Genomic DNA, 22,763 nt, shown 5'->3' on the forward strand with positions numbered 1-22,763 from the left:
TATTATTTTTGGAAGGAAAAAGCGTAGGGAAATACCTACGCTTTCGTTCCTATTTCGTTAACATACGAGAAATTACAAGCCTTTGGATCTCTTGCGTTCCCTCATATATCTGTGTAATCTTTGCATCGCGCATGTAACGCTCTACTGGATAATCTTTCGTATAACCATAACCACCGAATACTTGTACTGCTTCAGTCGTTACCTTCATCGCTGTATCACCTGCAAATACTTTTGACATCGCTGACTCTTTCCCGTACGGAAGCCCTTCAGATTCAAGCCAAGCCGCTTGATATGTTAAAAGACGCGCCGCCTCTACATCCGTTGCCATATCCGCAAGTTTAAAGCCAATTCCTTGTTGCGCCGCAATCGGCTTCCCAAACTGATGACGCTCTCTTGCATATTCTACAGAAGCATCTAAAGCCCCTTGCGCGATACCGACTGCTTGCGCGGCAATACCATTACGTCCGCCATCTAACGTTTGCATCGCAACTTTAAATCCTTGGCCCTCTTCCCCGAGTAGGTTCTCTACAGGAATACGGCAGTCTTCAAACATAATTTCAGTAGTCGGCGAAGAGCGAATCCCTAGCTTGCTCTCTTTCTTCCCAACTGAAAATCCTGGCGTATCGCTCTCCACAATAAATGCACTCGTGCCGCGCTGCTTCGATTCAGGGTCTGTTAATGCAAAAACAACATAAATATCAGCAATGCCACCATTTGTAATAAAGATTTTCGATCCATTTAAAATGTAATGGTCTCCATCTCGTTTCGCAGTTGTCCTCATTCCGCCAGCATCTGAACCAGAACTTGGCTCCGTTAAACCGTATGCGCCAATTTTCGTTCCTTCTGCCATCGGTCGTAAAAACTTTTGTTTTTGTTCTTCCGTTCCAAATTTAAAAATTGGCCAACCAGCAAGTGAAGTATGTGCAGACAATGTTACACCTGTAGAAGCACATACGCGGGATAATTCTTCAATGGCAATTACATACGCTAAGTAATCGCTTCCAATTCCACCATACTCTTCAGGCCACGGAATGCCGGTTAAACCAAGCTCTGCCATTTGATCAAATAAGGCGCGATCAAATCGCTCTTCCTCATCACGCTCTGCCGCCGTCGGTGCTACTTCATTTCTTGCAAAATCCCGAACCATTTTTCTTATCATTTCATGTTCTTCTGATAATTTAAAATGCATTCCCGTCTCCCCCTCATCTTTTTATAAAGCTCGACTAATTACAAGCTTTTGTATTTCGCTCGTTCCTTCATATATTTGCGTGATCTTCGCATCACGGAAAAATCTTTCTACTGGATAATCTTTCGTATAACCGTAACCGCCAAATACTTGCACCGCTTCAATCGCAACTTCAACAGCCGTCTTAGAAGCAAATAATTTCGCAATGGAAGCTTCTTTACCGCATGGTAATCCTTGCGCTCTTAGCGATGCCGCTCTGTATACAAGTAATCGCGCTGCTTCTACGCTAGTCGCCATATCTGCAAGTTTGAATCCGATTCCTTGCTGCGCCGCAATTGGCTTGCCGAATTGCTCGCGCTCTTTCGCATAATCAATCGCACATGCAAGTGCCGCTTCCGCGATTCCTAATGCCTGCGCTCCGATCCCAATTCGTCCAACATCTAAATTCGCCATCGCCACCTTAAATCCTTGTCCTTCTTCACCAAGTAAATTCTCGACCGGCACTTTCATATCTTCAAACGTAAGTTGTACTGTACGAGAACCAAGAAGCCCCATCTTATGCTCATCTTTTCCGATGATTAAGCCTGGTGTATCTTTCTCTACAATAAATGCAGAAATACCACTTTTCCCCACCTCTGGATTTGTAGAAGCGAATACAATGTATGTACTTGCTTCGCCGCCATTCGTAATAAACACTTTCGATCCATTAATAATGTAATAATCGTCTTTCTTTACAGCTCTTGATTTCAAACTACCTGCATCTGATCCTGCATTTGGTTCTGTTAGAGCAAATGCGCCTAAATACTCACCAGTTGCCAATTTAGAAACATATTTCTGCTTCTGTTCTTCTGTTCCGAAGTATAAAATCGGATTCATTCCAACTGACGTATGTACAGCTAAAATTACACCAACCGTTGCACTTACCTTTGAAATTTCCTCAATTGCTAGAATGTAAGAAATAAAATCCATTTCTGCCCCGCCATATTTTGCAGGCGCTGGAATACCCATTAGTCCAAGCTCACCCATCTTTTGCAAAATCTCTTTCGGGAACACCCCTTGTTCCATACTAGGAACAAAGGGAGCTATTTCCTTCTGCGCAAAATCTCGAACCATTTTCCTCATCATTTGTTGCTCTTCAGTAAAGTGAAAATTCATGTACTTCGCCTCCGTTTGCTATATATCTTTTTAACAATCTGGTAAGACCACTATTTTAATAAAGGGAGGACTTTATTCGTAAACGTAGAAACCACGACCCGTTTTACGTCCTAACCATCCTGCATTCACATACTTGCGTAATAATGGACATGGGCGATATTTACTATCTCCTAATCCTTCATGCAACACTTCCATAATGTATAAACACGTATCTAAACCGATAAAATCAGCTAATGTAAGTGGCCCCATCGGATGGTTCATACCGAGCTTCATTACCTCATCAATCGCTTCTTTCGTTGCTACACCTTCATATAACGTATAGATTGCTTCGTTAATCATAGGTAATAAAATACGGTTCGATACAAACCCTGGGAAATCATTTACTTCAACTGGCACTTTCCCGATTTTTTTCGTAATATCCTCAATCGTTTCGTACACTGCATCATCTGTAGCTAAACCACGAATAATTTCAACGAGTTTCATAACTGGAACTGGATTCATAAAGTGCATGCCGATTACTTTCTCAGGACGTTTCGTTACCGCTGCAATTTCCGTAATTGGTAACGATGACGTATTCGTTGCTAAAATTGCGTGTTCTGGAGCGATTTCATCTAGATTCGCAAAAATTTTCTTTTTAATATCCATTTTCTCAACCGCAGCCTCAATAACAAGATCCGCTTCTTTCACACAATCTAAATCAAGAGTTACTGTAAGACGATTTAACGTTCCCTCTTTCTCTTCTTCCTTCATGCGTCCTTTTTCTACTTGACGCACTAAGTTTTTCGTAATGATAGCTAACCCTCTATCTAATTGCTCTTGTTTTAAATCTTGAATCTTCACATCATATCCTGCCATTGCACATACTTGTGCAATTCCAGATCCCATTTGCCCCGCACCAATTACAACAATCTTTTGTACACCCATTTTTTCTTCCCCCTTAATTTTTAATAAACTATATACCTTCTAATCTTAATTAGTGAACCTCAATCATCACTGCATCGCCTTGGCCGCCACCGCTACAAATTGAAGCAATGCCAATTCCGCCGCCGCGCTGCTTCAGTGCGTGGATAAGCGTAACAATAATACGTGCTCCGCTCGCTCCAATTGGATGCCCCATTGCTACAGCACCGCCATTTACATTCAATTTTTCCGGATCAATCCCTGCAATTTCAGTACTTGCAATTGCTACCGCCGCAAATGCCTCATTGATTTCAAATAGATCGATTTCTTCAATTGTCTTACCTGTCTTTTTCAGCAATTCATTAATTGCATAACCTGGCGTTCTTGGGAAATCCTTCGATTCTACCGCAATTGCTGTATGCGCCAAAATTGTCGCTAATGGCTTTCTTCCCTCTTGCTTCGCTCTGTCCTCGCTCATTAATACAAGCGCCGCACCGCCATCATTTAGTCCAGGAGCATTACCAGCTGTCACCGCTGACGTCTTATCAAATACAGGCTTTAATTTCGCTAATTTTTCAATCGTTGTATCTTCACGCGGCGCCTCATCCTTAGCCACGACGATAGGATCGCCTTTTCTTTGCTGAATTGTTACTGGTACAATCTCCTCTTCAAAACGCCCTTCCTTATGTGCTGAAACCGCACGTTGATGGCTACGATATGCCCATTCATCTTGTGCTTCGCGAGAGATCCCGTCTTCTTTTGCAACTTCTCCACCATAAACACCCATGTGTATACCTGAAAATGCGCATGTTAAACCGTCTGCAACGTTTAAATCGATAACTTCGTTGTTACCCATTCTGTATCCCCATCTTGCTCCTCGTAAAATGTAAGGACTGTTACTCATCGATTCCATTCCACCAGCTACAATCAGTGATTGGTCACCAGTACGAATAATTTGATCCGCTAAAGTAACTGCGCGAAGCCCTGATGCACAAACTTTATTTACTGTTTCCGTCTGCACTTCCCAAGGAATACCAGCCGCTCTTGCTGCTTGGCGTGATGGAATTTGTCCTTGTCCTCCTTGGATAACCGTTCCAAATATAACTTCTTCAACATCACTCGCGGAAACATTCGCCCTTTCAAGCGCTGCCTTAATTGCGATTCCTCCAAGTTCTGTTGCTTTCACGTCTTTTAAAGTCCCTCCAAATTTTCCAACCGGTGTTCTTGCAGCACTTAAAATAACTGTTTTACTCATGTTTCTTTCCCCCATTTCTTTTTTTAACGCCGAGCGCTCGCTCGGTATTCCTACGTTGAGAAGAGGTGCAATAATTGCACCTCTTTCTAAAGTTGTATGCATTCCCACAAACTAGATTGCTTCTTTCTTCTGCCCAATAACTGAGCGTTCTAAAATCTCTGTTACGTCCAGAGTTTGAACTGTTTCTTCAACTTCTTTCGCTTTCGTACCGTCACTAATCATCGTTAAGCAATATGGGCATCCTGTACCGATAATTGACGGTTGTACAGCCAACGCTTGTTCTGTACGAGCAACGTTAATACGAGAACCAGCCTTTTCTTCCATCCACATTAAGCCGCCACCTGCACCACAGCACATTCCCGTTTCACGGTTACGCGCCATTTCTACAAGGTTTACACCTGGAATTGCTTTTAGAATATCGCGCGGTGCCTCATATACTTCGTTGTATCTTCCTAAGTAACAGGAATCATGGTACGTAACTGTTTCTTCAATAGAATGGACAGGTTTTAAACGTCCTTCCTTCACCCACTGGGCTAGTAATTCTGTATGATGATAGACTTCTGCTTGTAAGCCAAAGTCCGGGTACTCATTTTTAAAAGTGTTATAAGCATGAGGGTCAATCGTAACGATTTTCTTCACTCCTGCTTTTTCAAATTCTTCAATGTTTTTCGTTGCCATCTCTTGGAATACGAATTCGTTTCCGAGGCGGCGCGGTGTATCACCAGAGTTCTTTTCCTTATTACCAAGAATTGCGAATGAAATGCCTGCTTCGTTCATTAGCTTCGCAAATGATATCGCAATCTTCTGACTGCGGTTGTCATACGAACCCATTGATCCAACCCAGAATAAGTATTCAAACTCTTCGCCAGCTTTTGATTTCTCTTTTACAGTTGGAACTGTTACTTCATCATCACCTTGACGCCATGTTTCACGCTCTTTACGGTTCAGTCCCCACGGATTACCTTGACGCTCGATATTTGTCATTGCACGCTGCGCCTCTGCATCCATTTTCCCTTCTGTTAAAACGAGATAGCGGCGTAAATCAATAATTTTATCAACATGTTCATTCATAACTGGACACTGATCTTCACAGTTACGGCACGTTGTACATGCCCAAATCTCTTCTTCTGTAATAACATCTCCGATTAAGCTCGGATCGTAAGCCAGCGCTGTAGCTGCTGATTCTTGTTGTCCTTTTCCAGCTGCCATCATCGCTAACTGATTTCCTTGTGTATTATTAAAAGCAACAACTGGAACCCACGGTGCTTTTGATGTTACCGCTGCTCCTTTATCCGTTAAATGGTCGCGAAGTTTTAAAATTAAATCCATCGGTGATAACATTTTTCCTGTTCCTGTTGCCGGACACATATTTGTACAGCGACCACACTCTACGCAAGCGTATAAATCAATAAGCTGATTTTGTCTAAAGTCTTCAATTTTACCAACACCGAATGTTTCTTGCGTTTCATCTTCAAAGTCAATCTTTTCAAGTTTCCCAGGATTCGAAAGACGACCGAAGAATACATTAGCTGGTCCCGCAATTAAATGCGCGTGTTTTGATTGTGGAACATAAACTAAAAACGTTAACAAAATTAGTAGATGCACCCACCAAGAGAAATAGAACACAGAAATGGCTACGGTTTCATTTATCCCTGAGAAAACGTAAGCGATTGCAGAAGCAATTGGTTCACTCCATGAAAGCTCTTCACCGTGCCATATAATTCCCATCCCGTTACCGAGTAGCACAGAAATCATTAAGCCACCAATAAAGATAAGAACAAGACCTGATTTGAAATTACGTTTTAAACGAACAAGCTTTTCAACATAGCGTCTATGAAAAGCCCAAAAGACTGCGATTAAAATAACAAGTGTGACAATTTCCTGGAAGAATGTAAATGCAGGGTATAGTGGTCCAAGTGGAAGATGTGATCCTGGTGCAAGCCCTTTCCAAACGAAGTCAATTGCTCCAAATTGGACAAGAATAAATCCGTAAAAGAACATAACGTGAATGATGCCGCTCTTTTTATCTTTCAGCAGCTTTTTCTGACCGAAAACATTGACCTTAAGAAGATCCCAACGCTCTTTAAAACGACGGTCAAATTCAATCTTTTTTCCTAATTGTATGTAGGCCATCCTCGTTCGTATAAGATATACAAACAAATATCCCGCATAAGCAATAACAGCAATGGCAGCCAGCCAATTAATGATTAGTAAGCTATTCATTTTTATGCTACCCCTCTCTTTGTAAGCCCTCTTTCTTTTTTAGAATCTTCGAAAATATATAATTTTCTGAATTGTATCCCCTATTTCCATTATATAATGAGTGAGCATTCAGTCAACAGTTTTTTGTTATACAACAACACATTTTTTTAATAAAGCTGTTTATTTGGGTGAAACTATAAAGTGAAACTTTAATCAGTAGGGAGCTGTTTATTCCCTACTGACTATTAGCCCACACCAATCGGGGTAAAGTGAAATTTTGATTTGTAAAAAACTGATGGTGAAAAGACCGTGAAGGAGGGAATTTACTCATGTTCTTCTTATCTCTCGTGTTAATAGGCAGCGCTCTCTGGATTGTAATCGATCTTTCTTATGGGAGAATTGTTCATTTAAAGCGTGTGCGTTCTCGTTCTTTCCCTTTACGTCAAAGTGATTTTCACCTTTATACATACGGAAAAGATTTGTATGACGCCCTTTTTACTGATATAAAACAGGCGAAACACCATGTACACGTTTTATTTTTCATTGTAAAAAGCGATGAGATAAGTCGTAAGTTTTTAAAGTTACTTATCGATAAAGCACAAGAAGGGATTGAAGTAAGACTTTTACTCGACCGGTTTGGCAGTCATTATTTATCAAAAGAAGCGATTTACTCGCTACAAAAGCATGGTGTCTCTTTTTCATTTTGTCACAAAGTAAAATTTCCTTTTCCTTTCTTTTCTGCAAATCAAAGAAATCATAGAAAAATTACAGTTATTGACGGGGAAATTGGCTATATTGGTGGATTTAATATTGGCGAGGAATATTTAGGACATAATCAAAAGTTAGGATTATGGCGAGATTATCATTTACGTCTTACAGGAGAAGGGATACAAGATTTACAAAAACAATTTTTACATGATTGGCTCGACGATACAGGCCAAAATTTATTAGATTCATCTCTTTATTTTCCTAAGCGACAACCAGGGACCGTTCTACATCGTTTTATCCCTACTGATGGTGCCTATTTACAAAATACATTTTTACAATTAATCGAAAGCGCGAAAAAAGAAATCTTTATCGGTACACCCTATTTCATTCCTGGAAAAAAAATTATGAACGCATTATTAAACGCACAAAAACGTGGGGTTCAAATAACTATTCTCGTTCCACAAAAGGCTGATCACGCCCTCGTTCGAGAAGCAAAATTCCCATATTGCCGAAAGTTAATACAAGCTGGTTGTAATATTTACGCTTTTCAGCAAGGGTTTTTTCACGCAAAAATCATTATAGTAGACGATCATATTTGTGATATCGGAACTGCTAATTTTGATATGAGAAGTTTATATATTAATCATGAAATCAACTGCCTTTTGTACGATAAACATTTCATACAAGAAGTTAAAAATAAATTCCATGAAGATCTAAAAAATGCGTCATTACTTTCCTTTGACGATGTCAGCCCGCTTTCCCTTATTGATAGGGGCAAAGAATGGATAGGAACGATACTTGCGTTCTTCTTATAGGAAAGTCGATGAATAAAAGAGGTGTATCCTTTATGATTATACGGTTTGGATATGTCTCACATGCAATGGCACTCTGGGACTGTTCGCCTGCCAAAACAATGACATTTACAAGCTGGAAAAAACTAAAAAAACAAGAGCGTGAAGATAAATTATATAATGTCACACTACAAAATCTAGAACACACAATACGCATCCTTCATTACAATATTGCACACGAAATTCCATTATATCGTTTATCGTCTTCTATCGTTCCGCTTGCAACACACCCTGAAGTTGAATTTGATTACATTCAACTATTCGCTCCACTATGGCGTAAAATAGGAGCATTAATTCAAGAACACAATATACGCGTAAGTTTTCACCCAAATCAATTCACACTATTTACAAGCGACAAACCACATATTACAACTAATGCAATTACAGATATGACCTATCATTATAACGTGTTACATGCTATGGGAATTGCAGATTCTTCCTACATTAATATCCATGTAGGTGGCGCGTATGGAAATAAGGAGAAGGCAATCGAACGTTTTCATGAAAACATACAGAAACTTCCTTACCATATAAAAAAACAAATGACTCTTGAAAATGATGATAAAACATATACAACTTCTGAAACTTTGGCTATTTGCCAAAAAGAAAAAATCCCTTTCGTGTTCGATTATCATCATCATATAGCGAACCTTTGTAATGAACCGCTAGAAGAATTACTTCCTATGATATTTAAAACTTGGTCACATACAAATGTCCCTCCTAAGATTCATATTTCTTCTCCTAAATCAGAAAAAGAATTTAGGGCCCACGCAGGTTATATTGATTTAGACTTTATTAAACCTTTTTTACACATTACAAAAAAAATTGATCATAATTTCGATATTATGATTGAAAGTAAACAGAAAGATTTAGCAATGCTACAATTAATATGTGAACTATCCTCTATAAGAGGAATAAAAAGAATAAATAGCGCAACATTGCAATGGTAAATTGTAATGTTGCGCTATTTTTTTCAAAAAAAGTAATTTTTATAGTAAAAAACACCCTATTTTATATGCTATGATTGGAATTAGCATTTTCCACCTGTGATTCAACTTTATTGAAACGGAGTCATAATATGATTAATCAAAAAAATATGTACACTTTGTCATGATGTATATAATTATATTTTCTCTTTGGATATTTCTTATCCCTAGGAATTTAAATATAAAAGAAATTGGAATTCTTTTCTTATTTTGCTTTGCGGCACTCTTTTCTTGCTATTGCTTATATAAAGCAATTAAGAAGATGAAAAGCAGTGACAAACTATTTTGGGTTTTACTACTATGTACTTGCATATGTGGACTAATTATGGAAATAACTTTATTTCTTCAGTCACTTTCTATTTATGATCAAGTCATATTCTCATATAAAGCACTACCTTTTTTCATCATACAATATATTTTGCTTTTTTCTGGATTTGCTATAAAGTTTATAAAACATTACTCCATTAGAGGTCTTGCTCAATTTTCATTCGATAGCATCTTCATTGTTATTATGAATATTTATTTTACCCTAACCTTTATTTTAGATATTTCTAGCTTTCGTATGTTGACGACGGACACGTGGCTTTTGATTGGGTATTTTATCGCACAATCATTAGTAATTTACGCCGTTATTAGCCTATATAGGAGAGAACAATATTCTTCTAGTAGAATCTCATTAATTATCGGCTTTACTATCATACTTGTGTACGGATATATACATCTGTTCCAATTAAACAAAGGAATGGAAACTTCTTCTGAAGTCTCTTATTTAATACATACTGCTTCGATTTTACTAATCGGTTTATCGTCCATACTGTACATTTTGGATAAACCAATGCAACATGAAACGAAAATGAAGTATTATCGATTCGATTATGTACGCTTTATATTACCTTATTTTAGTATAATCATTACTTTTTCCTTTATTGTCATTCAGCCTTGGGACGATAAGTTCATGCTAATCGGTCTAGTATTATCACTAATCTTATTATTCCTACGACAACTTTACATGTGGAAAGATAATCAAGTATTAATCGATACGTACGAACAGTTGACTACACAACTAGAAGGAAAGGTCGAAGAAGGTGCATCTGCCCTATCAAAAAGTGAACAGCGTTATAAGTCTTTATTCGAAGATCATCCTGATGCTGTTTTTTCTTTAAATATGAACGGGATTTTTCAACAATCTAATAAGGCTTGTGAAAGTTTATTTACAGCCTATTACTGTGAAGTAACAAGCTATTCTCTTCTACACTTCATCGATCCACAAGATCATGAATTATTGAAGAAATCTTTACAAAGTACAAAAGAAGGTAGACCACAAACTCTAGAAATTCGAACAAAAGAAAAAGAAGGCTATTATTATCTTCACATTACATTCATCCCTATTTTTATAAATAAAGAAGTTGTTGGGATGTTTGGTATAGCACGTGATATTACAACTTTATATGAAAAACAAAAACAAGTAGAGCATTTGGCTTTCCATGATGCACTTACAGGACTACCGAATCGACGAAAATTCGAAAAAGATTTAAAAACGATTTTAAATACAGCGCAAAACAACACTAATGACGTTGCCGTCATGTTCCTCGACTTAGATCGATTTAAAAAAATTAACGATCGACTCGGTCATGATGTCGGAGATTTATTATTAATTGAAGTAGCAAAAAGATTACGTGGATGTTTGCGTTCAAAAGATATCGTTGCCCGCCAAGGCGGAGATGAATTTACGATCCTATTACCCGATATGTACTCTGAAAAAAGTGCTGCTTTTATAGCCGAACAAATTTTAACCATCTTAAATAAGCCTTACTTCATTAAAGATGAAGAACTTTCTGTTACACCGAGTATCGGAATTGCAATGTTTCCGGAATACGGAACCGATGTAACCGAATTAATGAAAAATGCAGATATGGCTATGTACCGGGCAAAAGCTAATGGGAAAAATAGATTCATTTTCTTCTCAAAAGAAATGAGTGTTGCGCAAAATGAACTACACTTCCTAGAAGGTGAACTTTCAAAGGCTCTGCAACAAAATGAATTTTTCCTTGAGTATCAACCGCAAGTAAATACAAAAACAAAACAAATTATCGGTTTTGAGGCATTAATTCGCTGGAAACATCCAAAACTCGGAATTGTATCACCTGCCCAATTTATTCCTCTAGCAGAGGAAACAGGATTTATTATTGAACTTGGTAATTGGATTTTACGTACCGCTTGCTTAGAGGCAAAAAGATGGCATAATCAAGGGTTTTCTCACTTGAAAGTAGGTGTGAATTTATCTGTTGTTCAATTTAACCATGCAGATTTAATCCCAACTATTTCAAAGGTTTTAGAAGAAACAGAACTAAAACCGGAAGCACTGGATATTGAAATTACAGAAAGTATTGCCATTAATCAAAATCAATCTGTAGTTGCAAAACTAGAGCAACTTCAAAATCTCGGTATTCAAATTTCAATCGATGACTTTGGAACTGGTTACAGTTCTTTAGCTTATTTAACGAAATATCCAATCAATACATTAAAAATTGCTCGAGAGTTTATTTGTGGAATTACAAATAGCCCTTTAGAAGAAGCGATTATCGCTTCCATTATTAAGCTATCAAAAGAATTAAATTTAGAGGTTATTGCGGAAGGTGTAGAAACAGAAGGACAATGGAAGTTTTTACACGAACAAAACTATGACCACATTCAAGGATTCCTCTTTAGCAAGCCTGTTTCTAGTAAAGATGTTTGGATGTTACTCCACAAAAAAACAACCGTCTAAGTAAGACGGTTGTTTTTTTAATGTTCAAATGGTAAATCTGAAGCTAATTGTACCTCTTGATCATTATGAGAAATTACTTGGCTTTTCTCTAAAGCTGTATCTGTTAATGAAATACCCCATGCCATTGCTAACGTTAATAGACTACCAATAAGTAGTTTTTTCATATTCCATCACCCACATCGTTTTCTTTTAATATATCATGAAAATTTATCCACAACTTATGCAATTATGCATACCCATTTTTTGGATATTTCATTACTTTTTGTGGATATAACTTACGAAATATACCATTATACATATTCCAAATCATTTTAATTTAAATACTTCTTTTTTTTTAATAACGTCTCTTTGTAAGAATGTAAATCTAATAAATCAAAGAAGAAAGACGCTTTTTTATACACTTCTTTAATATCATCTGATGAATATTCTAATTTCTCAAGACACTCGCCCTTTTGATAATACAATTGACCGATTAATTCCATACTTCCCATATACCGAGAAGCTTCAATTGCTTCATTTACTTGATACAATGCCTCTTCAAACTGATCACTCAAATATAAAGCTTTTGCATAATTGTATCGAACTTTAACTGTGAATGCCTCATTATTATGTAGCGATTCTAACCGTTCTAAAATAGCTTGAAATGAAGTTATTGCCCTATCTAATTGATTATTTTCTGCACAAATACTTGCAATAGAATTTTCAATATATAAATTTTGAAATACATCTATCCCTCCGTATGATTGATGTACAATTTTTTTTAACTCTAAAATGCAATATTCAAAATTAATTTTCTGTAAAACATATGCAGATAAGTAATAGTACCAAAGAAGAAACTGATTAAATTCTGGATGAAACTTTTCTTTTTTTAATTCATTTGAAACAATGCTATAAATTTCAGCATATTGTTTCTTCTTACTCAACATTTGAATTCTATCTTTAAATAACTTTTTTCTTTCAATATCAGAATAAATAAGTACCTCATAAAAGTGAATAATAGGAACTTGTAATTTCGCTGCAATACCTTGCAATATATCCATACTTGGGTATACCGCGCCCGATTCAATTCGGCTCACTTCCGATTGATGACATATGTTCTCGGATAACTGTTTTTGTGTTAATCCCCTCATTACCCTAATTTTCTTAATTTCACTTCCTAATTTTTCTGCGTGCATACTTACTCACCATCCCATTATAACAATCTAATTTGTTAAGTTGTCATACCACTACAATAATGTGAATTCGACAATTTTTGATATGAAATAATGCATAATATATATAAAATTCGGCAAATTTTCCATACAATTCATCTCACATACAATAATAGATTAGAAGTTTTATAGATAAATTATAGAAAACTTGCTCGTGCTTTTCGTTACATTCGGTCTTCTTTATCCTTTATCAGCAGAAGCTGTTCACACCCAAGAATTAGACAAAAATGAAGTAAAAGTTGAAATTGCTCAGCCTAGTTTAAAGATAAAAAAATTAACACAACCTCAAAATAATACGAAAAAAATATGGCGAAAAAGTATTTAAAAGATGAGATAAACGAGGCTAAAGCTCAACAAGAGTGAGTGACAACTGAAATGAATGTAGATTCCCAACCTACAAATAAAGATACAAAAGAAAATAAAACCGAAGTTCGCCTTGCACAAACTTACAAAAACTATACAGTATATGTTCAAGATCTCATTGTAAAAGTAGATAAAAATGGAGTAATTACAACTGTTAGTGGCAAAGTTGTCCAAAATTTAGACCAACAACCTAATCTTACTATAACAAATTTTTTGTCGAAAAATGAAGCAAAATCTACATTACGTACTACACTTCAAATTCCAAGCAACTCAGCTGAGACGGAATTCTCTAGTGAAACCGTTGTTTATAAGAAAAAAGAAGCTTACCACTCATAGGTAAACTTCTTTTTATATCCATCCCTTTTCTTCCGCAATTGTAATTGCCTCAATTCTATTTTTCGCTTCCAGTTTTGCTAATACTTCAGAAATATAATTACGCACTGTACCAGGCGAAAGATAGAGCATCTTAGCAATTTCATTTGTAGTCTTTCCTTCTTTCGCAAGTACCAGCACTTCTTTTTCACGATCTGATAACGGATTTTGTTCCTGCCATAAGCCAAACATTAGCTCCTGCGAAATTTCTCGCTTCCCTTTCATGACATTTCGAATTGCTGAAGCCAAGTCCTCGCTTGGGCTATCCTTTAATAAATACCCGTGAACACCAGTTTTCATTGCCCGTTCAAAATAACCTGGTCGTGCAAATGTTGTTAAAATCATTACTTTACAAGGTGACTTTTCCTTCTTCAGCGCTTCAGCAACATCTAAACCACTTTGAATCGGCATTTCAATATCCATAATACTTATATCAGGCTTTAGCGATTCGATTAATTTTAACGCCTCTTCCCCATTCGCAGCCTGCCCAACTACTTCAATATCATCTTCTAGATCAAGTAGGGCTCCTAATGCACCACGAAGCATTCGTTGATCTTCTGCAATAATAATTCGAATCATGCCCTCACCTCATCTTTTCCTGTTCTAATTACAATCGGAACTTTCACCGTTAACAATGTTCCTGGGTTAATCGTATCCAGTTCAACTACTCCATCAATAAGAGCAATCCGCTCCTTCATGCCGCGAATACCGTTTCCATCATGATTTTGATTTTCCAAACCTACGCCATTATCCTCTACTTTCAAAATCAGTTCACCTTGCGATTCTAATACAGATACAATGCACTCCGTCGCCTTACTATGCTTTACAATATTCGTAACTGCCTCACGTAAACACATTCCTAAAATATTTTGTTCAATTGGTGATAACGCACTAGAATTAGCTGCTTGTTTTACTTCTAATTCAATATTAGCCGCTTGTAAAATTGCTTTTATTTGCTCAAGTTCTTCTTCCACTGTAATCATACGCATATCAGAAATTAATTCGCGCAGTTGTTTTAAAGCAGTACGAGATGTTTGTGTAATCTCCTTCGCCTCTATACTTGCGCGTTCTGGATTCTTCACAATCAATTTCTCCACAAGCTGACTTTTTAAAGTAATAAGAGATAACGTATGCCCTAACGTATCATGAAGATCTCTTGCGATTCGCTGCCGTTCCTCGCGTTTTACTAAGTCTTTAATTTGTTCGTTTGCTTCGTTTAGTTGATTTTTCAACATCTTTTTCTGATTAAAATTACGCATTCCAAATGGCGTAAGAAGCATTAAAATAAACATCGGAACGATATTCACTAAACTCGGGATTGTTAGTTGATTAACATTTACAAATATAAAAGCTCCAAGCATTACAACTAATAAACCTAACAGCACACGAAACGCTTTCTTACTTGGCGCAAATCCCATCGCACTCGCCGTGAAATATCCAAACAATATCATGAAGGGGTTATAAAATAGAGCAAATGAGAATGTGAGCATCATTTGAATACACGCCCACAAAATGAACGTTTTCTTAACAAAATAAAGCTGCCGGTATGTGACAGTGAAGACTATCAACATACCGATCCCTATTACAAGCTTCCATCCTGATACTTGCGTTAAATTATAGATTGGAAATAATAAATACACGAGCCACATATACGGGAAGAAACCCATCTGTTTCGGAAAAACTTCAAACCTTTTATTCTCTATCATTTATACCGCTTCCTGTCTTTTTCTTATATATATTGATACTACAACAAATATAAGGAAATAACCTCCTAGTACCGCGATATTTTCCCAACCAATCGACTTTCCAGCTACAATATCCCATGCACCACTTCCGAAATGATATGTTGGTGTCCATTCACCGATAGATCTTAAAATTTTCGGGAATACTTCAATTGGCATCCATAATCCACCGATTACAGCTAAACTCATATTTAAAATATTCGCTAAGCCAGCAGCTGCATCCGCCTTCTTAATTGAACCTATTACTGTTCCAAGGGCTAAAAATGGTGTCACGCCTAGTAATAACCATAATCCTGCACCAATCCATTGGCCTATCGTTAACTCAACATTATTAATTAATATTCCTGCCATAAAAATAACTAAAATTGAAAAAGCATTCACTACTGTTTGAGCAATAATTTTAGCTGCTAAATATGCGCCCTCTGGAAGCGGTGTAATTTTTAACAAATGTGTCCATCCTTGCCCTTTTTCCTGAGAAAGTCTCACACCGAAACTAAAAAGAGCAGTCCCTACAATACTGAAAGTCGCCATTGAAATTAAATAATGTGCTTTCCATGCATCTCCGTTTTGCGGGACTTGAATAACATTTGTAAAGATGTAATAAAACATAACTGGCATTAATAATGAGAAAAAGATGAATAATTTATTGCGGAACGTACGTAAAACCTCTATTTTACATTGCATCCATAATGCTCTCATGCGATTCCCTCCTTCTGATTTGCAACAAACTGTTCAAATGCTTCATCGAGGCTTCCACGTTCAACTGAAACGTCTGTTACAGGTAGATTCCTCTGATAAATTGCTTGTAAAGTGGCATCTGTATCTTCCGTCGTTAAAGTGAAGCGCCCTTCATTTGACTGTACTTCTGTTACATGCGGTAATTCCTTTAGTAAACTCTTAGGAATTTTCTCTTTCGAATAAAACGAGATTGTTTTTCGAGAAATCGTCGCTTTCATCTCATCCGGTGTGCCATCTGCGATAATCTTTCCGTTCGCAAATAATAAAATTCGATCTGCTAACGCATCCGCTTCTTCTAAATAATGTGTTGTTAAAATAATCGTTTTCCCTTCACTTGCTAATTTTCGAATCGTTTCCCAAAACGTTTTTCGAGATGTAATGTCCATCCCTACAGTTGGTTCATCTAAAAATAACAAGTCTGGATTCCCTGCAAGTGCCAGTGCAAAATTTAACCTTCTTTTTTGACCGCCCGATAATTTCTCACATCTTTGCTTTCGTTCTGATTCTAAGTTTGACAACTGCAGTAATGTTTCTTTCTCCACAGGATTCGTATAATAACTACGGAATAACTCGATTGCCTCTTCTACCGTGATGCTATCAATCACACTTACTTCTTGCAGCATCGCACCGAGGCTATTGCGAACATCTCTATGCTTCGGACTCTTTCCAAATATAGAGATATTCCCTTCTGTTGGATCTTTTAACCCGAGCATCATTGAAATTGTCGTTGTTTTCCCCGCACCATTCGGGCCAAGTAATGCTACTATTTGCCCTTTATTCACATGAAATGAAACGTTATTTACTGCTTTTTTATGTTTAAATGTTTTAGAAACACCATTTACTTCAATAATCTTTTCCATCTCTCCACCCCCGCCGTTTCTTATATTTACATTGTATGCTCTGGAAAAGTTAGGAAACAGTATGATGCGTCATGACATCCATATGACAATTGTCATGTATTCTCTATGAGAGGAATCAACCCGCATACCGCACGCGAGTAGCAGTACAAAAACAAACATGATACAATCGGATAAGACATATATTCGAGGAAGGACAGTGGTTTTCATGATTATTCGTAATGAACAAGATTTAGAAGGTTTACGAAAAATCGGCCGCATCGTTGCACTTGCACGCGAAGAAATGAAAAAACAAGCGAAGCCAGGTATGACAACGAAAGAGCTTGATTTAATTGGTAAAAAAGTATTAGACGAGAACGGTGCTATTTCAGCGCCTGAAAAAGAATATAAATTCCCAGGTGTAACTTGCATTAGTGTAAACGAAGAAGTTGCTCACGGTATTCCAGGCGATCGTGTATTAAAAGAAGGCGATTTAGTAAACGTAGACGTATCGGCAGCACTTGACGGCTATTATGCAGATACAGGTATCTCATTTGTTCTTGGAGAAGATGAAGAAAAAGAAAAGCTATGCCAAGCTGCAGTAGATGCATTTTGGGAAGCAATGAAAAAAGTAAAAGCTGGATCAAAACAAAATCAAATTGGTCGTGCTGTTTCTAACTTTGCACATAAAAGTGGATATAACGTAATCCAAAACTTAACTGGTCACGGTATTGGTCTTAGCTTACACGAAGCTCCAAACCACATTCTAAGCTACTATGATCCAATGGATAATGCGCTTCTAAAAGATGGTCTTGTTATCGCTGTAGAACCATTTATCTCTATGAAAGCTGATCATATTATTGAGCGCGGTGATGATGGTTGGACATTCGTTACACCAGATAAAAGCCTTGTTGCACAATGTGAACATACAGTTGTCGTCACTCGTGGCGAGCCAATTATTTTAACTCAACTATAATAAAAAAATAGCCGTTTTGTAGATTCCTTCTACTAAAGCGGCTGTTTTTTTATTATTTTAATTATGTAATATCCCCATAAACAGAAAGCTTATAAAAATAAAAAGGTGATACATCAAAGTATCACCTTTTTAACGGGGTGAGGCTGCCCAAAAGTACGGAAAACTCTTGAACAGCCTCGTATTTTCATATGGATGCCTTACATATATCACTGATGATAATTATGAAATGCGGAAACATAGTTATCATCACATGATTCAAACAAAAGAAAAGAAACCCTATGACAGAGCTCTTTTCCCCACATAATCTAAAGTTTGGGTACACTAGATTCATGCAATGTAGGAGCCTTCAGAACTGAAAGCGATCCTTCATTTAAAATGATAGCATACATATATCTGCTAAAAATATGCAAATGTGCATATAGCGTTTTTTATTTCTCAACATTAAATTATTGAAAATTCAGATATATAAAGTTAAAATTAAGTCGTTATCCGTCTTCTTTTGTCAGTCAGAGAGAATAGAAGAATGGGAGAGGAAAAAATGAAAAAATCGCTGAAACAAAAAATAGTAAGTTCCTTGCTTGCTGTATCACTCGCCGTTAGCTTAGCTCCAATCGGACAAGCAAAAGCTGATTCCACGTCAGAAATTACACAAACTCCATCTATTACAAAACAAGTTGATGCAAGCCGCGCCATCGAGCATATCCGTTTCTTATCCGAAACAATCGGTCCCCGCCCAGGTGGTACAAAATCAGAAGAATGGGCTTCTCGCTATGTTGGTATGAAGCTTAAATCAATGGGATATGAAGTAGAATATCAGCCCTTTCAAGTACCGGATCAATACGTTGGATTTATCGAATCACCATTATCCACAAAGCGTAATTGGCAAGCTGGCGCTGCTCCAAATGCACTGATTTCTACAGAAGCTGTTACAGCTCCGCTTATCTTTGTTCAAGGTGGTACAAAGTTGGACGATATTCCAAATGAGGTAAACGGAAAAATTGTTTTATTCGAAAGAGGCGCAACAGTAGCAGATTATAATAAACAAGTTGAAAATGCTGTTAGTAAAGGGGCAAAAGGTGTGCTTTTATACAGCTTAATTGGAGGTCGTGGAAACTACGGACAAACCTTCAATCCTCGCTTAACTAAAAAGCAGTCTATCCCCGTCTTTGGTCTTGCTTATGCTCAAGGAAATGCGTTTAAAGAAGAAATTGCTAAAAAAGAGACAACAATGCTTTCCCTAAAAGCGAGACATGAATCTAATTTAACATCCCTAAATGTCATCGCTAAAAAGAAACCAAAAAATAGCACAGGTAACGAAAAAGCTGTTGTTGTAAGTTCACACTATGATAGTGTCGTTGGAGCACCTGGGGCAAATGATAATGCTTCTGGTACAGGATTAGTATTAGAATTAGCTCGTGCTTTTCAAAATGTAGAAACTGATAAAGAAATTCGTTTTATTGCTTTTGGTTCTGAAGAAACTGGCTTACTTGGCTCTGATTATTATGTTAATAGTCTGTCCCAAAAAGAACGCGATCGAATTTTAGGTGTCTTTAACGCAGACATGGTTGCAACAAATTATGATAAAGCAAAGAATTTATATGCAATGACTCCTGATGGATCAACGAACCTTGTAACAGATGCTGCCTTACAAGCAGGTAAACAATTAAATAATGATCTCGTTCTTCAAGGAAAATTCGGCTCTAGTGATCACGTACCATTTGCTGAAGTGGGTATTCCTTCTGCACTATTTATTTGGATGGGTGTCGATAGTTGGAATCCATTAATCTATCATATCGAAAAGGTATATCACACGCCTCAAGATAATGTATTTGAGAACATTTCACCCGAACGTATGAAAATGGCATTAGAAGTTATCGGAACTGGTGTTTATAACACCCTTCAAAAACCTGTTACTCAAACAGGTCAAAAAGCTGCTTAATACAAATCAAAGCCACCAATTACTTGGTGGCTTCTTTACATTTTATTCTTCTTTCCAATCTACTTTTACAAAACCATCTTTCACTTTCAAACCACTTATATTAAATGTATATTTTTTATTTTCTTTTAAAGTGGCTGTAAAAACACCTTTTTTAGACTCACATACTTCTTTTAATTCCTTTATTTTTTCACCTTGTTCCTCATACAAGCTAAAACATAAGTTGCCACGTTTCGCATCTGTTTCATACGAAAACGTTACTGTCGTATCTTTATCATACTGCAAAGCGATATCCTTTCATTTTCTAATACATTCAATGAAAAAAGGCAACCACACGTTATTGTGATTGCCTTTTTATAAGCTTCTACTTTTCTAAACGATCCGCTTCTGCTTTTCTTTATTACATTTTTTCTGGTGCAGATACTCCTACGATTGCTAATGCATTTTGAAGTGTAGTGCGTACTGCTTTCATTAATTCGTAACGAGCTTTACTTAATTCTAAGTTATCTTGGTTTAATACTTTTTCTGCATTATAGAAGCTGTGTAATGCTGCTGCTAATTCAAATGCATAGCTTGTAATGCGGTGTGGCAGACGTTTTTGCGCTGCATCCGCAACTACAGCTGGGAATTCACCAAGTTTTTTCAGTAACTCTACTTCTTTCTCAGAAGTAACAAGTTTGTAATTCACGTCTCCGCCTGTAGCTAATCCTAACTCTTCACCTTGACGAAGGATACTGCATACGCGAGCATGAGCATATTGTGCATAGTATACTGGGTTTTCATTAGATTTTGATACAGCTAAGTCCATATCGAAGTCTAAATGAGAATCACCACTACGCATTGCGAAGAAGTAACGCATTGCGTCCACGCCTACTTCTTCCATAAGCTCACGAAGTGTAACTGCTTTACCTGTACGCTTACTCATCTTCATTTTTTCACCATTTTGGTACAGTTGTACCATTTGGATGATTTCTACTTCAAGTGTTTCTTTATCGTAACCTAGCGCTTGAATAGCAGCTTTCATACGAGGAATGTAACCGTGGTGGTCAGCACCCCAAATGTTGATTAGCTTATCAAAACCACGCTCTAATTTATCACGGTGGTAAGCGATATCTGGCGTTAAGTATGTGTAAGAACCGTCATTTTTAATTAACACACGGTTTTTGTCGTCACCGTAAGTCATTGAACGGAACCAAGTTGCTCCGCCTTCTTCAAAGATCTCATCACGCTCTTTTAATACTGCAAGTGCAGCATGAATTTTTCCGTTTTTGTATAATGATGTTTCTGAGAACCATACATCGAACTTAACACGGAAGCTTTCTAAGTCTTTTTGAAGTTTTGCTAACTCATATTTTAAACCGTATGAACGATAGAACTCATAGCTTTCTTCTGCATCAGCTTTTGCATAACGATCACCAAATTCTTCAGCTAAAAGCTTACCGATTCCAATGATGTCCGCACCATGGTATCCGTCTTCTGGCATTTCTTTCTCTAGACCTAAAGCTTGCATGTAACGAGCTTCAACAGAAAGAGCTAAGTTATGAATTTGGTTACCAGCGTCATTAATGTAGTACTCACGAGATACATCGTATCCTGCTTTTGCTAATACGTTACATAAAGTGTCACCTACTGCCGCACCACGTGCATGTCCTAAGTGAAGGTCACCTGTTGGGTTCGCAGATACGAACTCAATTTGTACTTTTTCACCTTTACCAGTATTCGTTTCACCGTAAGCTTCGCCAGCGTTAACGATTGTTGGGATTAAGTCTGTTAAGTAGCTATTATCCATGTAGAAGTTAATGAAACCAGGACCTGCGATTTCAATTTTTTCAATAGAAGCTTTTGCTTTATCGAAGTTTGCAACTAATTCTTCTGCAATCATACGAGGTGCTTTTTTCGCAACGCGTGCAAGTTGCATTGCCATATTTGTAGAGAAATCACCATTTGTTTTATCTTTTGGAGATTCTAATATAACGTTTGGAATCTGTTCTTCTGTTGCTAATTCTGCCTTTAATACAGCAGCTTGAATTTCTTCTTTAATCAATCCTTTTACTTGTTCTAAAGAATTCATTATTTTGCCTCCTTCAAATTAATTGTAATTGTATATCTGCCAGCTTCTTGTTCACTTAGAAGCAATGCGTACGTTAAGAAGAGTTGTCCTTTTTTCTTTTCATCCGACCATTTAAAAAGAACGTTATCAGTTTTCGTTTGCAACGCAAACGTACCAAGTTCACTCGTATACGTACCAGTTGTCCATTCACCTTTCACATGCGTCTGACGCATAGAAATAGCACCTGAACGCATAATGAGAACTTGTTCATCTTGAATTTTAATAATTGTTTTCACTTCGCCTTGTTCGTTCGGCTCCTGGAATGTTATATATGTACCTTGACCTTTTACATAGTATTGACCATTTGCTTCAAAAGCAACGGTTTCCTTCCTCGCCCCTTCACGGATTTCTGTTACGAAATGAACGTGTACCGGCAAGCCTGCAAGTTGTTTCTTCACGTCTTGCACACCCTTCAAATGTTATAGATATTAAATACTACTTATAATAAATCACTTTTCCTATCATATCA

Annotated in this window: 19 protein-coding genes and 1 pseudogene; 6 read left to right on the top strand and 14 right to left on the bottom strand. The window is 37.1% G+C overall.

What is annotated here, in order from left to right; translation table 11 throughout:
* Positions 1-49 precede the first annotated feature (49 nt).
* The 5 genes from acdA to MRBLBA3_RS19385 all read right to left on the bottom strand — a co-directional run bounded on the left by acdA (position 50) and on the right by MRBLBA3_RS19385 (position 6,719).
* Positions 50-1,189: an acyl-CoA dehydrogenase AcdA gene (acdA, locus tag MRBLBA3_RS19365; protein WP_044738147.1), complete on the bottom strand. Its 1,140-nt coding sequence runs from the start codon at positions 1,187-1,189 to the stop codon at positions 50-52.
* A 21-nt stretch (positions 1,190-1,210) separates the two neighbouring features.
* Positions 1,211-2,341 (bottom strand): acyl-CoA dehydrogenase, encoded by a 1,131-nt coding sequence (locus MRBLBA3_RS19370; protein WP_363383027.1) that lies wholly within the window; start codon positions 2,339-2,341, stop codon positions 1,211-1,213.
* Positions 2,342-2,413: 72 nt separating this feature from the next.
* Entirely contained in the window at positions 2,414-3,265 is an 852-nt protein-coding gene (locus tag MRBLBA3_RS19375; protein WP_097872065.1) for a 3-hydroxybutyryl-CoA dehydrogenase, read from the bottom strand.
* Between the two features lie 49 nt (positions 3,266-3,314).
* Complete coding sequence (locus MRBLBA3_RS19380) at positions 3,315-4,598, bottom strand: acetyl-CoA C-acetyltransferase (protein ID WP_139265962.1); 1,284 nt, start codon at positions 4,596-4,598, stop codon at positions 3,315-3,317.
* A 9-nt stretch (positions 4,599-4,607) separates the two neighbouring features.
* Complete coding sequence (locus MRBLBA3_RS19385; protein WP_363383031.1) at positions 4,608-6,719, bottom strand: (Fe-S)-binding protein; 2,112 nt, start codon at positions 6,717-6,719, stop codon at positions 4,608-4,610.
* Positions 6,720-7,027: 308 nt separating this feature from the next.
* Here MRBLBA3_RS19385 and cls point away from each other — a divergent pair, with 308 nt between their 5' ends.
* The 3 genes from cls (at position 7,028) to MRBLBA3_RS19400 (ending at position 12,010) form a co-directional block, all read left to right on the top strand.
* On the top strand, positions 7,028-8,221 hold the full coding sequence (gene cls, locus MRBLBA3_RS19390) for a cardiolipin synthase (RefSeq protein ID WP_363383033.1): 1,194 nt from the start codon (positions 7,028-7,030) through the stop codon (positions 8,219-8,221).
* Positions 8,222-8,253: 32 nt separating this feature from the next.
* Positions 8,254-9,207, top strand: a complete 954-nt coding sequence (gene uvsE, locus MRBLBA3_RS19395) for a UV DNA damage repair endonuclease UvsE (protein WP_212088670.1) — start codon at positions 8,254-8,256, stop codon at positions 9,205-9,207.
* Positions 9,208-9,367: 160 nt separating this feature from the next.
* On the top strand, positions 9,368-12,010 hold the full coding sequence (locus MRBLBA3_RS19400; protein WP_363383037.1) for a DUF4084 domain-containing protein: 2,643 nt from the start codon (positions 9,368-9,370) through the stop codon (positions 12,008-12,010).
* A gap of 17 nt (positions 12,011-12,027) precedes the next feature.
* On the opposite strand, the gene papR is transcribed toward MRBLBA3_RS19400, so the two are convergent.
* Both papR and MRBLBA3_RS19410 read right to left on the bottom strand, forming a co-directional pair.
* Complete coding sequence (papR, locus tag MRBLBA3_RS19405; protein WP_000734740.1) at positions 12,028-12,174, bottom strand: quorum-sensing peptide PapR; 147 nt, start codon at positions 12,172-12,174, stop codon at positions 12,028-12,030.
* Positions 12,175-12,321: 147 nt separating this feature from the next.
* Positions 12,322-13,185, bottom strand: coding sequence for a helix-turn-helix domain-containing protein (locus tag MRBLBA3_RS19410; RefSeq protein ID WP_000542918.1), 864 nt, complete (start codon positions 13,183-13,185; stop codon positions 12,322-12,324).
* Positions 13,186-13,596: 411 nt separating this feature from the next.
* On the opposite strand from MRBLBA3_RS19410, the gene MRBLBA3_RS19415 reads away from it, so the two are divergent.
* Positions 13,597-13,920 (top strand): bacillolysin, encoded by a 324-nt coding sequence (locus tag MRBLBA3_RS19415; RefSeq protein ID WP_090813699.1) that lies wholly within the window; start codon positions 13,597-13,599, stop codon positions 13,918-13,920.
* A 12-nt stretch (positions 13,921-13,932) separates the two neighbouring features.
* Here the strand turns inward: MRBLBA3_RS19415 and MRBLBA3_RS19420 are convergent, their stop codons facing one another.
* The 4 genes from MRBLBA3_RS19420 to MRBLBA3_RS19435 are packed head-to-tail and all read right to left on the bottom strand — an operon-like array spanning position 13,933 to position 17,296.
* Positions 13,933-14,535 (bottom strand): response regulator transcription factor, encoded by a 603-nt coding sequence (locus MRBLBA3_RS19420; protein WP_000619272.1) that lies wholly within the window; start codon positions 14,533-14,535, stop codon positions 13,933-13,935.
* A complete protein-coding gene (locus MRBLBA3_RS19425) occupies positions 14,532-15,662 on the bottom strand; it encodes a sensor histidine kinase (RefSeq protein WP_000572046.1) in 1,131 nt (376 codons plus the stop codon). Before MRBLBA3_RS19425 ends, MRBLBA3_RS19420 begins: the two co-directional genes overlap by 4 nt.
* Positions 15,663-16,397: an ABC transporter permease gene (locus MRBLBA3_RS19430; RefSeq protein WP_001202437.1), complete on the bottom strand. Its 735-nt coding sequence runs from the start codon at positions 16,395-16,397 to the stop codon at positions 15,663-15,665.
* On the bottom strand, positions 16,394-17,296 hold the full coding sequence (locus tag MRBLBA3_RS19435) for an ABC transporter ATP-binding protein (protein ID WP_000411119.1): 903 nt from the start codon (positions 17,294-17,296) through the stop codon (positions 16,394-16,396). The genes MRBLBA3_RS19430 and MRBLBA3_RS19435 overlap by 4 nt, the downstream gene beginning before the upstream one ends.
* A gap of 157 nt (positions 17,297-17,453) precedes the next feature.
* On the opposite strand from MRBLBA3_RS19435, the gene map reads away from it, so the two are divergent.
* Entirely contained in the window at positions 17,454-18,248 is a 795-nt protein-coding gene (gene map / locus MRBLBA3_RS19440) for a type I methionyl aminopeptidase (RefSeq protein WP_116733419.1), read from the top strand.
* A 538-nt stretch (positions 18,249-18,786) separates the two neighbouring features.
* Positions 18,787-20,187: a M28 family metallopeptidase gene (locus tag MRBLBA3_RS19445; RefSeq protein WP_098319422.1), complete on the top strand. Its 1,401-nt coding sequence runs from the start codon at positions 18,787-18,789 to the stop codon at positions 20,185-20,187.
* 42 nt (positions 20,188-20,229) lie between these two features.
* Here the strand turns inward: MRBLBA3_RS19445 and MRBLBA3_RS19450 are convergent.
* The 3 genes and pseudogenes from MRBLBA3_RS19450 to MRBLBA3_RS19460 form a co-directional block, all read right to left on the bottom strand.
* Positions 20,230-20,481 (bottom strand): annotated as a pseudogene (locus tag MRBLBA3_RS19450) (anti-sigma factor); the annotation flags it as partial.
* 103 nt (positions 20,482-20,584) lie between these two features.
* Positions 20,585-22,255 carry an arginine--tRNA ligase gene (gene argS, locus MRBLBA3_RS19455; protein ID WP_363383045.1) on the bottom strand — a complete coding sequence of 557 codons (1,671 nt, stop codon included), beginning with the start codon at positions 22,253-22,255 and terminating at the stop codon, positions 20,585-20,587.
* Complete coding sequence (locus MRBLBA3_RS19460; RefSeq protein WP_000744340.1) at positions 22,255-22,692, bottom strand: DUF1934 domain-containing protein; 438 nt, start codon at positions 22,690-22,692, stop codon at positions 22,255-22,257. The genes argS and MRBLBA3_RS19460 overlap by 1 nt, the downstream gene beginning before the upstream one ends.
* Positions 22,693-22,763: the final 71 nt, after the last annotated feature.

The organism is Bacillus sp. LBA3-1-1.1 (assembly GCF_040676495.1).
Lineage (GTDB): Bacteria > Bacillota > Bacilli > Bacillales > Bacillaceae_G > Bacillus_A > Bacillus_A nitratireducens.